The following is a 13,035-nucleotide window of genomic DNA, read 5'->3' on the forward strand; positions in this document are numbered from 1 at the left end:
TGTGCGAAAAGTCCCTAGACCCTAGGGCCGACGGGCTGCTCCTCACGCAGTTCAGGCTCGCCGGCGTGCACACTGCGGCTACCGATCAGCAAACCCAACAGCGCGCCGACGATACACACGACGACGGTGACCTTGAAGATCTGCCCGTACATGTCGGCGAAGGCTTCGCGATACATGCTGGCCTGGTGCAGCACCCGTTCGGCGAGGCTGGCGTGGGCCGGCAACTCCGCGGCGTGCTTGGCGACCAGATGCGGCAGTTGATAGAAGCCCCACGCGCTCAACGACGCGACGCCGATGAGCATGCCCGTCATGCGGGCCACCACCACCGCCGCCGAAGCGATGCCGTGCTGCGCCGACGGCACCACCCGCAAGCTGGCAGAGGTCAGCGGCGCGATCACCAGACCGAGCCCGATACCAGCGATCGCCAGATCGGTGTCCATAGCCGGCAGCGACAAGCCGGCGATGGTGTGGTGCTCGCTCAGCAGGTCGACCGACCACGACGAGATCAGCCAGTACCCGCCCGCGGCGATCAGTAGCCCGACGAAGGCGACCGCCCGGTCACCGACCAACGTTGCGACCGCTCCACCGACGAGGGCACCAATGGGAAGCGCCGCCAGGAACCACAGCAGCATCAGTGCGGCCTCGTTTTGATCCTTGCTCAGCACCCCCTGGGCGAACAGCTCGACGTCGACCAACGTCACCATCAACGCCGCACCGGCGCACAGCGACGAGCCGAGCGCGGACAGGAACGGACGGAAGTGCACGCCGGCGGGCTCGATCAGCTTGGTCCGCGAGAACCGTTCCCACACAAAGAAAATCACCGCGAACACAACTGCGGCGACGATCAGCGGTGGACCGTAGCTGGGCAGCGCGTGCTTACCGTCGGGATTGGCGTTGTACAGGCCGACGACGGCCAGACCGAGGGTGATCGCCAGCAGCAATCCGCCGATCACGTCGATCTTTTCCGGCTCGGCGCTGCGGTCCCGCGACGGCAGGCTGAAGTGGATCATCACCATCGCGGCAAGGGCCAGCGGCACGTTGATCCAGAACACGTCCTGCCACCGACTGGTCAACCAGACGATGAAGATTCCGTAGAGCGGACCGAGCACGCTGCCCAGTTCTTGGGCGGCACCGATCCCGCCGAGTACTGCGGCGCGATTGCGCTGGGCCCACAGGTCGGCACCCAGCGCAAGCGTCACCGGCAGCAGGGCGCCGCTGGCGACGCCCTGAATGGTCCGGCCGACCACCAACACATCCAGGTCGGTGGACATCGCGGTGATCACCGAGCCGATCAGGAAGGTGGCCAGGCTGACCTGCAGCAGCAACTTGCGGCCAAACCGGTCGGACGCCCGGCCGAGCAGTGGCATCGCGGCGATGTAGCCGAGCAGATACCAGGTGATGATCGGGGTGATCCGCTGGAGCTTGTTGACCGGAATCCCAATGGTCCCGATGATGTCGCGCATGATCGTGACCACGACATAGGTGTCGAGGGCGCCGAGCAGCACGGCGAGGCTGCCGGCACTGATCGCGACGACGCGGCCCGCGTGATGCGGTTGGGGGGCCGTCACGGGGCCGGGGCGACGGGCGGCTTGGTGACCTGAACCGGCGCGTTCCAGTTCGACAGTGTCAGCTGCAGGGAATTACCGGGACTCTGCTCCAACGTGGTCTGGACCAGTTGGTGGTCGCCGTTCTCTTCGATCCACACCGTGGAGGGCAGCGGCTGCGTCGCCTTCAGTCGCGGCATGATGCCGTTCACGGCGTCCGCCGACACCGTCCCGGTGATCTTGATGGTGGACTGTCCGCCGACGTTCTCCCGCGACTCGGCCTTCGGATTGCTGAGGTTGGACAGCACGTTGGCCAGACCGACGTCGGGCTTGAGGATCGTGGACGGGTCGTACAGGTCGGACGCCTTGCCGAAGCTGTCCCACTGGCCGGGGGTCAACGCTCCGTACAGGGTTCCGTCGATCACCACGAAGGGCGCATCGATATCCGAGCCGCCGAAGATGATGCTCGCGTTGCCCTGGGCTGCGGTCTGCGGCGTGGTGGTCAGGTCACCGGTCAGGGATTTGACCGGGAGGCCCTTGATCTTGCCGTTCACCGCCAACACCAGGTGCACGCTCTTGACGTTCTTGGTGCTCTGCGTGGACTCCTTGATCAGTGTCGCCGCATCGGGCAGCGGGGCGCCGGATTGCTTGGACGACGAGCAGCCACTGATCAACGCTGCGGCGATCGAAAGGGAGGCGAGGACGGCGAGGATTGGCCCAAACGGCTTACGCGTCTGCATGAGTTGCAGCGTAGCGGGTCGCGCAGACCGGACGGCGACGCGCAAGGTGACGGGGGACGTCGCGGAGGGCTACGCGACTCATTAGCCTGAGGCGGTGTTCACCGGAATCGTCGAAGAACTGGGTGCGGTCGTCGGCAAGGATGACCTGGGAGATTCCGCCCGGTTCACCATTCGGGGTCCGGTCGTCACGGCCGATGCGGGCCACGGGGATTCGATCGCCGTCAACGGTGTGTGCCTGACGGTCGTCGAGGTTCTGCCGGGTGGACAGTTCACCGCCGACGTGATGGGCGAGACCCTGAACCGGTCGAGCCTGGGTCGGCTGGTCGCGGGCAGCCCCGTCAATCTCGAACGCGCGGCAGCGCTCAACAGTCGCCTTGGCGGCCACATCGTGCAGGGGCACGTCGACGACACGGGGGAGATTCTGAGCCGCTCGCCGGCCGAGCATTGGGAAGTGGTCCGGATCGGGCTGCCCGTCGAGCTGGCCCGCTATGTAGTGGAAAAGGGATCGATCACGGTCGACGGCATTTCCTTGACGGTCTCCGCGCTCGGGCACGACTGGTTCGAGGTCTCCCTGATTCCCACCACGCGCGAACTGACCACGCTGGGTGCTGCGGTGCCCGGGACACGGGTGAACCTGGAAGTCGACGTCATCGCGAAGTACGTCGAACGGCTGTTGGCGCCCAAATAGGCGTCTACGACGGCTTGCCTTCGGCGGAAGAGTCGTCGCTCGTGGCCAGGTGGCGCAGGACTCGTTCGTTGAGGGCCGCGAGCATGTCGAGTTCGGCCGGGGAGAGTAGGTCGATGAAGTTCCGGCGGACGTCCGCGACGTGCTTGGGCGCCGCCTGCTCGATGGCGGCGCGGCCCGCCGGCAGCAGGCAGACCATGGTGCTGCGGGCGTCGTCGGGATTGGGCTCGCGGCTGATCAGCCCCTCCTGCTGCATGCGCCGTACCTGGTGGGAGACACGGCTCTTCTCCCAGCCCAGCGCGTTGCACAGCTCGTGGGCGGGTAGGCGGTCCCCGTCGTGTTCGGAGAGCACCGCCAGGACCTGGTAGTCGGCGCCGGACAGGCCCGACTCCTGGAGGCCTCGATTCAGGTGCACGCTGAGTTGGTGATTCGCGTGCTGGAAGGCCCGCCAGGCGCGGTCTTCAGCAGGGTTCAGCCAGTTCGGTTCCATTGCCGTTGATGGTACCGGCATTTGGTTGACGCGTCATCAAAATGCTCATAAGGTGGACGAGTCAACCTTTTCGACGGCACTCCAAGGACGGAATACTTCATGAGCAGTATCAGCATCATCGGCACCGGAAACATGGCCCGCGCGATCGGCACGCTGGCGGTAGCCGGCGGCAACACCGTCCAGGTCACCGGTCGCGATCAGGCCAAGGCCGCCGCCCTGGCCAAGGATCTCGGCGGTGGTACCACGACGGGCGAGTTCGGCGCCGCACCGGCCGGTGACATCGTCATCATTTCGGTGTTGTACGCCAACGTCGTTCCGGTCGTCGCCCAGTTCGGAGACGCCCTGGCGGGCAAGGTCATCGTCGACATCAGCAACCCCTTCAATTCCGCGGCCGACGGGCTGGCCGTCCCCGAGGAGACCTCGGTCGCGCAGGAAGTTGCCAAAGTGGCCCCGGCCAGCGCCAGCGTCGTGAAGGCGTTCAACACCGTCTTCGGTGTCGTCCTGGCTCAGGGCCGGCCGCTCGACGTCTTCATCGCCGGCGACGACGCGCGCGCCAAGGCGCGCCTGGCGGAGTTCATCGAGAGCATCAAGCTGCGTCCGCTGGACGTCGGCGGCCTGAACATGGCGCACTGGCTGGAAGCAACAGGCCTGGTTGTGATGGGTCTTGCCCGCCACGGGGTGGGCAACTTCGACTTCGCCCTCGGCGTGAGCCCTGCCGCCTGAGCGATTGGTTGACAGATCACCGAAAGGATTCGCCATGAAACTTGGCTTCGCACTGCCCATCGTCGGGCCCGCCATCAGCAGCGCCGCCGGCCTGAGCGCGTTCTGCCGCGGCCTCGAGGACCTTGGCTACGACACCCTGTGGGTCGGCGATCGACTGGTCACGCCGGTCGATATGCACAGCACCTATCCGGGCAAAGAGCAGCCCTATCCACCGCAGATGACCCGTTACCTCGATCCTGTGCTGCTGTGGACCGTCGCCGCGACGGCGACCCATCGGATCCGGCTGAACGCCAGCACGCTGAGCACGTTCTACTACGAACCAGTGCACCTGGCCCGGCTGTTGACCACGCTCGACGTGCTCAGCGACGGCCGCCTCGACGTCGGCGTCGGTATCGGGTGGATGAAGGACGAACACGACATCGCCCGCAGCGCAGACTGGAGCCGGCGCGGGCGGATGCTCGATGACCTGCTGGCATTCCTGCGCGAGTGGTGGACGACCACGCCGGTGTCCTGGGAGAGCGAGTTCTTCACCCTGCCGCCGGTCCATGCCGACCTGCGCCCGGTTCAGGCCGGGGGTCCGTCGATCTGGATCGGCGGTGCCAGCGAGGCCGCGATGCGCCGGGTCGGCCGCAGCGGCACCGGCTGGCTCGGGGTCGAGGGGCTACAGGACGAGGTCACCGACCACTTGTGGTCGATCGCGCGCCGTGCGGCGCAGAACGCCGGCCGCGATCCCGACGCGCTGAAGACGGCGATGCGGATCAACCTCGAACCGGGCACCTCCCTTGACTCGGTCGCCGACAGGCTCGAGCGCGTCGCGGGGTCCGGGGCCGATGAGGCGATCATCGACGCGTTCGCAATGTTCCCCAGCCTCGACCAGATGCTCGACTTCGCCGGCCAGGTAATCGCCCGATGCGGCAATCTCGTCGACGCCGGGTGATCGAAGCCCTACTGGCTGCACACGGTAACGACGATAGGGCTTCCGCCGTTGCCGTCCCGCCTGCCGCTGTCGGTGCCGGGGATGGTGGCGGTACCTCCTGGCGCGGCGGGCACACTGCCCGAGGTATTGGTGTGCGTGAGGTTCCACGAGCCGCCATCGACGGTTCGGTGCCAGTTGACCGCACCGTCCTGGTACCAGTACGTCACGTTGCTGTCGAAGGTGATGCCGAGGTAGTTGGTGTCTTCATGGCTGCTGGCGGTGAGTTGTGTTCCGTTGAGAGGCAAACAGCCCGGGACATTGGCGGCCGCCTGGGGGCTGACCGCCAGCGCGGTTGCTGAGGCGGCGACCACAATAATGGTGTTGGACAGACTGCGCCGAGAAAGCGCAATACCGATGGGCGACATTTCGAACCCCATTTCTCGAAATTACGAAATTAGGGTGAAGGTATCGATAGAAGCTGAGGAAACTTTCTCTTATTTCTGTGAATAACCGGTGCTCCTCAAGCAGCTCACGGCAGCATGTCGAGTGGCGAGATCGCTATGAGATCGATGTTTCTGTACTTACAACATAAGCATGGCTGAGAAACACCAGAGGATAGTCTGCCAACTTGCTGATAATGAGACCGTGGGCCGAGAGAGGTGCGGGCACCGGATTTTGACGCGAATTAATATGTATTTCCGCGAACGGGATTGCGTTAGCTGGGTCCGCCGCTATCGAAACATCACCGGATCGCCGTCGAAGTGGCGCCGGTGCGGCCGTGTCGCAGCTGGCGGCGTTGCTGGATCATGGGGCGCCTGCGCGCCCGGTGTGGGCTCGGGCGGCGGCGGCTCCGGTTCTTCGACCGCTACGACTCCGGCCGGGCCGGCCGACGCCATGGCGCCTTCCACGGATGCCGCGCCGACAAACAGCGCGCCGGTAAGCGCCAAGCCAACGGCCAGACGCGAAGACCGAGTCAAGGGCAACGTCGCCATTCGGTCAGGGTAACGCCGCGTACCTGTAGCGACGCTGAGATTGCCGGGCCGTCGCCGAATCTGGGCCGAGCTGTGGGCAAACCGTTACTCGGCGGAAAGCTGATCCGAACGGCCACAGGGCAACGCCCGCTCCGCCGATCGGCGAAGCGGGCGTCTGGAGAGGTGAATCTTTACAGCGGGATCCAAACCCCGAAGAAGTCGAATCCGAACTGGTTGAACTGCGGGTTCCAGTACGGAGTCTCCTGATAGCCCCAATAGTTGATCGGTCCGTAGTTCCACGCTGCACCCGGAGGCGGAAGCGGGCGGTCCCACGCCGGCCGCGGCGGCTCGCCGGCACCCCAGGGCGCTAATCCGTCGCCCCACGGAGCGCCGTGGAAGTAGCCGCGGTGGTCATCGCCGTGCCACGGGGCGGGGCCACCCGGCCCACCCGGGCCGCGGAAACCAGGCCCGCCCGGTCCTCCGGGGCCGTGGTCACCGGGTCCACCCGGACCACCCGGCCCACCGGGGCCGTGGTCACCGGGTCCACCCGGGCCTCCTGGTCCTCCGGGGCCGTGCATACCCGGCCCAGCCGGGCCGCCTGGGCCGCCCGGTCCGGGGCCGCCGGGTCCACCGGGACCGCCAGGTCCACCCCCGCCACCTGGTTCCAAGGGTGCGGGTGCATGGTTGACCGTGGGTGCGCCGTGGTCTCCAGGCGCAGCACTCGCGACGCCGGTGCCCACCCCCAGTGCGGCAGCGCCCAGGGCTCCGGCGACGCTTGCGCCGGCCATCAGGTGCTTCAGCTTCATGGTCCTTCACCTACCTTCTCGGTATTCAGCGGACGTTCCCCCCGACACCCCGAACGCTAGGCAGCGTGGCTATGAACCAGCTACGAGCGCCCTCTGGAAAACTTTTGCCGATCCCCTCGCGGCTAGTCATTGTGACCAACGGGTCCGCTGAGTGAGCAGTGGCAATAACGAACCCCACGTGGTGGTTCATACTGGTGGTACTGCCTGAGGGCACTGGATGAGTTTTCTGACAAGGTGGCTGCGATGACGAGGTTGGACTCGGTCGAGCGCGCGATCGCCGACATTGCGGCCGGCAAGGCCGTGGTCGTCGTGGACGACGAAGATCGGGAGAACGAGGGCGACCTCATCTTCGCGGCCGAGAAGGCCACGCCGGAGCTGGTCGCGTTCATGGTGCGCTACACATCGGGATACCTGTGCGTGCCACTGGACGGCGACATCTGCGACCGGCTCGGACTGCTGCCGATGTATGCGGTCAACCAAGACAAACACGGTACCGCCTACACGGTCACAGTCGACGCGAAAAATGGTGTGGGAACCGGGATTTCGGCATCAGACCGCGCGACGACCATGCGGCTTCTTGCCGACGTGGACAGCGTCGCGGAGGACTTCACCCGGCCCGGTCACGTAGTTCCGTTGCGCGCCAAGGACGGTGGTGTGTTGCGTCGTCCCGGCCACACCGAAGCCGCGGTCGACCTGGCACGGATGGCCGGTCTGTCGCCGGCCGGGGCAATTTGCGAGGTAGTCAGCCAAAAGGACGAAGGCGCGATGGCGCAGACCGACGAACTGCGGGTCTTCGCCGATGAGCACGGTCTGGCCCTGATCGCGATCGCCGACCTGATCGAATACCGCCGCAAGCACGAGAAGCACATCGAGCGGATCGCCGAGGCGCGCATCCCGACGCGTCACGGCGAATTCCGAGCGGTCGGCTACAGCAGCATCTACGAGGACGTCGAACACGTGGCGTTGGTCCGCGGCGAGATCGCCGGACCCAACTACGACGGTGACGACGTGCTCGTGCGCGTGCACTCCGAATGCCTGACCGGTGACGTATTCGGTTCTCGTCGCTGCGACTGCGGCCCACAACTCGACGCCGCGATGGCGATGGTCGCGCGCGAAGGCCGTGGCGTGGTGCTCTACATGCGCGGCCATGAGGGGCGAGGCATCGGTCTGATGCACAAGCTGCAGGCCTACCAACTTCAGGACGCCGGTGACGACACCGTCGACGCGAATCTCAAGCTCGGATTGCCAGCCGACGCAAGGGATTACGGCACCGGTGCGCAAATCCTGGTCGATCTCGGCGTCCGCTCCATGCGGCTGCTGACCAACAACCCCGCCAAGCGGGTCGGATTGGACGGCTACGGGCTGCACATCATCGAGCGGGTGCCGTTGCCGGTACGCGCCAACGCCGAGAACATTCGCTACCTGATGACCAAACGCGACCGGATGGGTCACGACCTGGCGGGTCTGGACGACTATCACGAATCCATCCATCTGCATGGCGAATTCGGCGGAGCCCTATGAGCGGTGCCGGGGTACCCGACATCGCGTCGCAGGACGCTTCAGCGCTGAGCTTGGCGATCGTGGTCAGTACGTGGCACAGCAAGATCTGCAACCAACTGCTCGACCGCGCCCAGCTGATCGCGGGCCAGTGGGGCGTCAAAGACCCCACGGTCGTGCGGGTACGCGGCGCCATCGAGATCCCGGTGGTCGCGCAGGCCGTCGCCCGGAATCACGACGCGGTCGTCGCGTTGGGTGTGGTGATCCGCGGCCAGACACCGCATTTCGACTACGTGTGCGATGCAGTAACCCAAGGGCTGACCCGGGTTTCGCTCGACGAGTCCACTCCGGTGGCCAACGGTGTGCTGACCACCAACACCGAAGCGCAAGCCCTGGACCGCGCGGGACTGCCGGATTCCGCCGAGGACAACGGTGGACAGGCGACGGCCGCGGCCTTGAGCACCGCGCTGACCCTGCGCCAGCTGCGCGAAAAGTCGTGACCGCCAAGCCCGACCAGGACACCTGGGATGCGCAGCTACGGCCGCACCTGACTCCGTATGTCGCCTACGCGATCGCGGTGGTCCTGGTCGTCGCGCATGTGGTCGTGGGACTGCTCCTGAAGATCGGGTCCACCGGTGTGATCTTCCAAACATCCGACCAGATCGCGATGGTGGTGCTGGGCGTCGTTCTCGCCGGTCTGGTGCTGCTGTTCGCCCGGCCGCGGCTGCGGGTCGGCCCGGCCGGACTTTCGGTGCGAAATGTGCTCAGCGACCGGCTGGTGCCGTGGGATGACGTGGTGGCGGTGTCGTTTCCGGTCGGGGCGCGCTGGGCGCGAATCGATCTGCCCGACGACGAATACGTGCCGCTGATGGCGATCCAGTCTGTCGACAAGGACCGCGCCGTGGCGGCGATGGACACCGTCCGGGCTCTGGTCGCGCGCTACCGGCCTGACCTGGCGTCGCACTGAACGGCGGTCGCCCGGCCGACCGCACAGTGTGCTCGTCGAGTGTGAAGCTAGCTTCACGTTCGCTGCCGAGCGTGCGGCCAGCTTCACGTTCGCCTCATCATGTGCACGTCGTCGGCGTCGGCAGGCGCGACTAGCCTTAGATACCGTGGCCGATCCCGCAACCTACCGCCCCGCTCCCGGGTCCATCCCGGTCGAGCCTGGCGTGTACCGGTTCAGCGATCAGCACGGACGGGTGATCTACGTCGGCAAGGCCAAGAGCCTGCGCAGCCGGCTGAACTCGTATTTCGCCGACATCGCCGGCCTGCACCCACGCACCAGGCAGATGGTGACCACGGCCGCCAAAGTCGAATGGACCGTGGTCAACACCGAGGTCGAGGCGCTGCAGCTGGAATACAACTGGATCAAGGAGTTCGATCCGCGATTCAATGTCCGCTATCGCGACGACAAGTCCTACCCGGTGCTCGCGGTCACCCTCAACGAGGAATTTCCCCGGTTGATGGTCTACCGCGGCCCGCGTCGCAAGGGTGTCCGCTATTTCGGGCCGTACTCGCACGCCTGGGCGATCCGTGAGACGCTCGATCTGCTGACCCGGGTATTCCCGGCGCGTACCTGCTCGGCGGGAGTCTTCAAGCGGCACAAGCAAATCGACAGGCCCTGTCTACTCGGCTATATCGACAAGTGCTCGGCCCCCTGCATCGGGCGGGTCAGCGCCGAACAGCATCGTCAGATCGTGATGGACTTTTGCGACTTCCTGTCCGGCAAGACCGACAAGTTCGCCCGCGGCCTGGACCAGCAGATGCATGCCGCGGCGGAGGACTTGGACTTCGAGCGCGCGGCCCGGCTGCGCGACGACCTGGGAGCGCTCAAGCGCGCGCTGGAGAAGCAGGCCGTGGTGCTCGGCGACGGCACCGACGCCGACGTGGTCGCGTTCGCGGATGACGAGCTCGAGGCCGCCGTACAGGTGTTCCACGTTCGTGGCGGGCGGGTTCGCGGACAGCGCGGCTGGATCGTCGAAAAGCCAGGGGACCCGGGCGATTCCGATGAGGCGCGACTGGTCGAGCAATTCGTCACACAGTTCTACGGCGACCAGGCCGAACTCGACGGCGCCGCCGATGAATCCGTCAACCCGGTACCTCGCGAGGTGCTGGTGCCCTGCCTGCCGCCCAACGCCGACGAGTTGGCGACGTGGCTGACCGGGTTGCGTGGTTCGCGGGTGGCATTGCGCGTTCCGCGTCGCGGTGACAAGCGGGCACTAGCCGAGACCGTGCAGCGCAACGCCAAAGAGGCTCTGCAGCAACACAAGCTGAAGCGGGCCGGCGACTTCACCGCCAGATCCGCTGCGCTACAGAATATTCAAGATGCGCTCGGTTTGGCCGATGCGCCGCTGCGGATCGAGTGCGTCGACATCAGCCACGTCCAGGGCACCGACGTGGTGGGGTCATTGGTGGTGTTCGAAGACGGGCTGCCGCGCAAGTCCGATTACCGTCACTTCGGAATCCGGGAAGCGGCCGGTCATGGTCGTTCCGACGACGTCGCATCGATCGCCGAGGTCACCCGTCGTCGATTCATCCGGCACATCCAAGATCAGGAAGACCCGAAAGTTCTTTCGCCCGAGGGTAAATCGCGGCGATTCGCCTATCCGCCCAACCTGTATGTCGTCGACGGCGGCGCTGCACAGGTCAATGCGGCCAGCGCGGTTCTCGATGAACTCGGGGTCAACGACGTCGCGGTGATCGGACTGGCCAAGCGACTCGAAGAGGTGTGGGTACCGTCGGAGCCGGACCCGATCATCCTGCCTCGCAACAGCGAGGGACTGTATCTGCTGCAGCGTGTGCGCGACGAAGCCCATCGGTTTGCCATCAACTATCACCGCAGCAAGCGGTCCAAGCGGATGACCGCGTCGGCGCTGGACTCGGTGCCCGGACTCGGCCAGCATCGTCGCAAAGCACTCGTTACCCATTTCGGCTCACTGGCCCGGCTCAAGGAGGCTACGGTCGACGAGATCACCTCTGTGCCGGGCATCGGGGTTGCGACGGCGACGGCGGTGCTCGAGGCATTGCGCGGCGATCATGCCGAACCGGACCCCACAGCGCAGGACCGGATCGCGGAACGGGCATCGGGATGACAGGCGAGGGAATGGACGGGCCGAATCAGACCGGGTCGCTGGAACAGGCCGACAACCACGGTGCCACAAGCGAATCCGGCATCGACGTGGTTCTGGTCACCGGTTTGTCCGGCGCCGGACGCGGCACCGCGGCCAAGGTGCTCGAGGATCTCGGCTGGTATGTCGCCGACAATCTGCCGCCGCAGCTGATCACCAGGATGGTCGACCTCGGGCTGGATGCGGGATCGCGGATCACGCAGCTGGCGATCGTGATGGACGTGCGTTCCCGCGGGTTCACCGGCGACCTGGACTGGGTGCGCAATGACCTGGCCACTCGCAACATCAGTCCGCGGGTGTTGTTCATGGAGGCCTCCGACGACATGTTGGTACGCCGCTACGAGCAGAACCGGCGCAGCCACCCCCTGCAGGGGTCGCAGACGCTGGCCGAAGGTATTGCCGCCGAGCGCGAAATGCTGGCGCCGGTTCGCGCCAACGCCGACCTGATCATCGACACCTCGACGCTGGCGGTGCGTGAGCTGCGCGAAAGCATCGAACGGGCCTTCGGCGGCGAGACCGTCGCCCAAACCAGCGTCACCGTCGAGTCCTTCGGCTTCAAGTACGGTCTGCCGATGGACGCCGACTGCGTGATGGACGTCCGCTTCCTGCCCAATCCGCACTGGGTCGACGAGCTGCGTCCGCTCACCGGCCAACACCCCGAAGTTCGCGACTACGTGCTCGGCCAGACCGGCGCGTCGGAGTTTCTGGAGACATACCATCGGTTGCTGTCCGTGATTGTCGACGGCTACCGCAGGGAGGGGAAGCGCTACATGACCGTGGCGATCGGTTGTACCGGCGGCAAACACCGCAGCGTCGCGATCGCCGAGGCCCTGGCGCGGCTGCTTGAGCCCGACAAGCAGCTGACGGTGCGAGTGCTGCACCGGGACCTGGGCCGCGAATGAGTCGGCGGATTGTCGCTCTCGGCGGAGGGCACGGCTTGTATGCGACGCTGTCCGCCGCCCGTCGGCTGACGCCGCACGTGACCGCGATCGTCACCGTGGCCGATGACGGTGGCTCGTCGGGTCGGCTGCGCAGCGAACTCGACGTGGTGCCGCCGGGCGACCTGCGAATGGCGTTGGCGGCGTTGGCTTCTGACAGCCCGCAGGGTCGGTTGTGGGCGACCATCATGCAGCACCGGTTCGGCGGCAGCGGCGCCCTGTCGGGGCACCCGATCGGCAACCTGCTGCTGGCCGGCCTCAGCGAGGTGCTCGACGATCCGGTTGCCGCCCTCGACGAAGTCGGCCGGATATTGGGTGTGCGCGGCCGGGTGCTGCCGATGTGCCCGATCGCCCTGCAGATCGAGGCCGACGTCTCCGGCCTGGAAGCCGACCCGCGGATGTTCCGGGCGATTCGCGGGCAGGTGGCGATCGCCACCACACCGGGCAAGGTCCGCCGCGTGCGGCTGCTGCCCGGGGATCCGCCGGCCACCCGGCAGGCCGTCGACGCGATCATGTCCGCCGATCTGGTGGTGCTGGGCCCCGGCTCGTGGTTCACCAGCGTGATCCCGCATGTCCTGGTGCCCGCGCTTGCCGCGG

The 13,035-nt window shown here is 66.3% G+C and carries 15 protein-coding genes; 9 read left to right on the forward strand and 6 right to left on the reverse strand.

Annotated features, from left to right (window positions below; all coding sequences use genetic code 11):
• Window positions 1-14: 14 nt before the first annotated feature.
• Both A5658_RS10970 and A5658_RS10975 read right to left on the reverse strand, forming a co-directional pair.
• Entirely contained in the window at window positions 15-1,568 is a 1,554-nt protein-coding gene (locus tag A5658_RS10970) for an MFS transporter (protein ID WP_067333994.1), read from the reverse strand.
• Window positions 1,565-2,284 carry an LppX_LprAFG lipoprotein gene (locus tag A5658_RS10975; protein WP_067333997.1) on the reverse strand — a complete coding sequence of 240 codons (720 nt, stop codon included), beginning with the start codon at window positions 2,282-2,284 and terminating at the stop codon, window positions 1,565-1,567. The genes A5658_RS10970 and A5658_RS10975 overlap by 4 nt, the downstream gene beginning before the upstream one ends.
• A 94-nt stretch (window positions 2,285-2,378) precedes the next feature.
• Here A5658_RS10975 and A5658_RS10980 point away from each other — a divergent pair, with 94 nt between their 5' ends.
• Window positions 2,379-2,972, forward strand: coding sequence for a riboflavin synthase (locus tag A5658_RS10980; protein WP_067334000.1), 594 nt, complete (start codon window positions 2,379-2,381; stop codon window positions 2,970-2,972).
• 4 nt (window positions 2,973-2,976) lie between these two features.
• Here the strand turns inward: A5658_RS10980 and A5658_RS10985 are convergent, their stop codons facing one another.
• Window positions 2,977-3,459 (reverse strand): MarR family winged helix-turn-helix transcriptional regulator, encoded by a 483-nt coding sequence (locus tag A5658_RS10985; RefSeq protein WP_067334003.1) that lies wholly within the window; start codon window positions 3,457-3,459, stop codon window positions 2,977-2,979.
• Window positions 3,460-3,558: 99 nt separating this feature from the next.
• Between A5658_RS10985 and A5658_RS10990 the strand changes: the two genes are divergently transcribed.
• Together A5658_RS10990 and A5658_RS10995 are read left to right on the forward strand one after the other, a co-directional pair.
• On the forward strand, window positions 3,559-4,182 hold the full coding sequence (locus A5658_RS10990; protein WP_067334006.1) for an NADPH-dependent F420 reductase: 624 nt from the start codon (window positions 3,559-3,561) through the stop codon (window positions 4,180-4,182).
• 34 nt (window positions 4,183-4,216) lie between these two features.
• Window positions 4,217-5,119 (forward strand): TIGR03619 family F420-dependent LLM class oxidoreductase, encoded by a 903-nt coding sequence (locus A5658_RS10995; RefSeq protein WP_067334009.1) that lies wholly within the window; start codon window positions 4,217-4,219, stop codon window positions 5,117-5,119.
• An 8-nt stretch (window positions 5,120-5,127) separates the two neighbouring features.
• Here the strand turns inward: A5658_RS10995 and A5658_RS11000 are convergent, their stop codons facing one another.
• From A5658_RS11000 to A5658_RS27495, 3 genes are all read right to left on the reverse strand, one after another.
• Window positions 5,128-5,535 carry a hypothetical protein gene (locus A5658_RS11000; protein ID WP_067334012.1) on the reverse strand — a complete coding sequence of 136 codons (408 nt, stop codon included), beginning with the start codon at window positions 5,533-5,535 and terminating at the stop codon, window positions 5,128-5,130.
• Between the two features lie 294 nt (window positions 5,536-5,829).
• A complete protein-coding gene (locus A5658_RS11005) occupies window positions 5,830-6,090 on the reverse strand; it encodes a hypothetical protein (protein ID WP_067334015.1) in 261 nt (86 codons plus the stop codon).
• Between the two features lie 170 nt (window positions 6,091-6,260).
• Window positions 6,261-6,875: a chitin-binding protein gene (locus A5658_RS27495; RefSeq protein ID WP_082993086.1), complete on the reverse strand. Its 615-nt coding sequence runs from the start codon at window positions 6,873-6,875 to the stop codon at window positions 6,261-6,263.
• A gap of 243 nt (window positions 6,876-7,118) precedes the next feature.
• On the opposite strand from A5658_RS27495, the gene A5658_RS11015 reads away from it, so the two are divergent.
• The 6 genes from A5658_RS11015 to yvcK form a co-directional block, all read left to right on the forward strand.
• Entirely contained in the window at window positions 7,119-8,396 is a 1,278-nt protein-coding gene (locus A5658_RS11015; RefSeq protein WP_067334021.1) for a bifunctional 3,4-dihydroxy-2-butanone-4-phosphate synthase/GTP cyclohydrolase II, read from the forward strand.
• Window positions 8,393-8,872 (forward strand): 6,7-dimethyl-8-ribityllumazine synthase, encoded by a 480-nt coding sequence (gene ribH, locus A5658_RS11020; RefSeq protein WP_067334024.1) that lies wholly within the window; start codon window positions 8,393-8,395, stop codon window positions 8,870-8,872. The genes A5658_RS11015 and ribH overlap by 4 nt, the downstream gene beginning before the upstream one ends.
• The gene (locus tag A5658_RS11025; protein ID WP_067334027.1) at window positions 8,869-9,339 is read left to right on the forward strand and encodes a PH domain-containing protein; all 471 of its coding nucleotides are present in this window, start codon (window positions 8,869-8,871) and stop codon (window positions 9,337-9,339) included. The genes ribH and A5658_RS11025 overlap by 4 nt, the downstream gene beginning before the upstream one ends.
• A gap of 145 nt (window positions 9,340-9,484) precedes the next feature.
• On the forward strand, window positions 9,485-11,464 hold the full coding sequence (gene uvrC / locus A5658_RS11030; RefSeq protein WP_067334029.1) for an excinuclease ABC subunit UvrC: 1,980 nt from the start codon (window positions 9,485-9,487) through the stop codon (window positions 11,462-11,464).
• The gene (gene rapZ / locus A5658_RS11035) at window positions 11,461-12,402 is read left to right on the forward strand and encodes an RNase adapter RapZ (RefSeq protein WP_067334032.1); all 942 of its coding nucleotides are present in this window, start codon (window positions 11,461-11,463) and stop codon (window positions 12,400-12,402) included. The genes uvrC and rapZ overlap by 4 nt, the downstream gene beginning before the upstream one ends.
• On the forward strand, window positions 12,399-13,035 hold a 637-nt coding region (gene yvcK / locus A5658_RS11040; RefSeq protein WP_156751385.1), incomplete at its 3' end, for a uridine diphosphate-N-acetylglucosamine-binding protein YvcK. The genes rapZ and yvcK, both read left to right, overlap by 4 nt.

Origin of the sequence: Mycobacterium sp. 1245111.1 (assembly GCF_001673405.1) — a bacterium.
In the GTDB taxonomy this organism is placed as follows: domain Bacteria; phylum Actinomycetota; class Actinomycetes; order Mycobacteriales; family Mycobacteriaceae; genus Mycobacterium.

Bases quoted from the DNA above. Each gene is read 5' to 3' on its own strand.
- A5658_RS11005 (WP_067334015.1), bottom strand. From the start codon at position 6,090: ATGGCGACGTTGCCCTTGACTCGGTCTTCGCGTCTGGCCGTTGGCTTG.
- A5658_RS10985 (WP_067334003.1), bottom strand. From the start codon at position 3,459: ATGGAACCGAACTGGCTGAACCCTGCTGAAGACCGCGCCTGGCGGGCC.
- A5658_RS10995 (WP_067334009.1), top strand. From the start codon at position 4,217: ATGAAACTTGGCTTCGCACTGCCCATCGTCGGGCCCGCCATCAGCAGC.
- ribH (WP_067334024.1), top strand. From the start codon at position 8,393: ATGAGCGGTGCCGGGGTACCCGACATCGCGTCGCAGGACGCTTCAGCG.
- A5658_RS10975 (WP_067333997.1), bottom strand. From the start codon at position 2,284: ATGCAGACGCGTAAGCCGTTTGGGCCAATCCTCGCCGTCCTCGCCTCC.
- A5658_RS27495 (WP_082993086.1), bottom strand. From the start codon at position 6,875: ATGAAGCTGAAGCACCTGATGGCCGGCGCAAGCGTCGCCGGAGCCCTG.
- rapZ (WP_067334032.1), top strand. From the start codon at position 11,461: ATGACAGGCGAGGGAATGGACGGGCCGAATCAGACCGGGTCGCTGGAA.
- A5658_RS11015 (WP_067334021.1), top strand. From the start codon at position 7,119: ATGACGAGGTTGGACTCGGTCGAGCGCGCGATCGCCGACATTGCGGCC.
- A5658_RS11000 (WP_067334012.1), bottom strand. From the start codon at position 5,535: ATGGGGTTCGAAATGTCGCCCATCGGTATTGCGCTTTCTCGGCGCAGT.
- A5658_RS10990 (WP_067334006.1), top strand. From the start codon at position 3,559: ATGAGCAGTATCAGCATCATCGGCACCGGAAACATGGCCCGCGCGATC.